The organism is Paraburkholderia fungorum, from assembly GCF_046026025.1.
In the GTDB taxonomy this organism is placed as follows: Bacteria; Pseudomonadota; Gammaproteobacteria; order Burkholderiales; family Burkholderiaceae; genus Paraburkholderia; species Paraburkholderia fungorum_E.
This window is the reverse complement of the sequence record NZ_JAQQFL010000100.1, coordinates 1-866: the sequence shown is the minus strand read 5'-3', so window position 1 is coordinate 866 and position 866 is coordinate 1. Positions and strand designations below refer to the sequence as shown.

Below are 866 nucleotides of genomic sequence, written 5' to 3'. Positions count from 1 at the left end.
GAAATCGACGACTTCCTGAAGAAGAACCGCGTCACCGAAATCGAAGCGATCATTCCGGATATGGCCGGGATCGCACGCGGCAAGATCATTCCGCGCAGCAAATTCGAATCCGGCGAGTCCATGCGCCTGCCGCAAGCGGTGATGATCCAGACCGTCACAGGCGACTATCCGGAAGACGGCACGCTCACCGGCGTCACCGACCCGGACATGGTCTGCGTGCCTGACGCCAGCACCATCCGCATGATTCCGTGGGCCGTCGATCCGACCGCCCAGGTGATCCACGATTGCGTTCACTTCGACGGCACGCCCGTCGCGATCTCGCCGCGCCGCGTACTGCGCCGCGTGCTCGAACTCTACAAGGCCAAAGGCTGGAAGCCGGTTATCGCGCCCGAACTGGAGTTCTACCTGGTCGACATGAACAAGGACCCGGATCTGCCGCTGCAACCGCCGATCGGCCGTACGGGCCGTCCGGAGACGGGACGTCAGGCATATTCGATCGAAGCGGTCAACGAGTTCGATCCGCTCTTCGAGGACATCTACGAGTACTGCGAAGTGCAGGAACTGGAAGTCGATACGTTGATTCATGAAGTCGGCGCCGCGCAGATGGAGATCAACTTCATGCACGGCGACCCGCTGAAACTCGCCGACAGCGTGTTCCTGTTCAAACGCACGGTGCGTGAAGCCGCGCTGCGTCACAAGATGTACGCGACCTTCATGGCCAAGCCGATGGAAGGCGAACCGGGCTCGGCCATGCACATGCACCAGAGCCTCGTGGACGAAGAAACCGGCCACAACCTGTTCACCGGTCCGGACGGCAAGCCCACCTCGTTGTTTACGGGCTATATCGCCGGTCTGCAGAAATACAC

General features: G+C 61.0%; 1 protein-coding gene. It reads left to right on the top strand.

Translation table 11 applies throughout. The features are described from left to right. The coding region (locus PQR67_RS38175) for a glutamine synthetase family protein (protein WP_408467950.1) at positions 1 to 866 on the top strand (866 nt) is incomplete at both ends.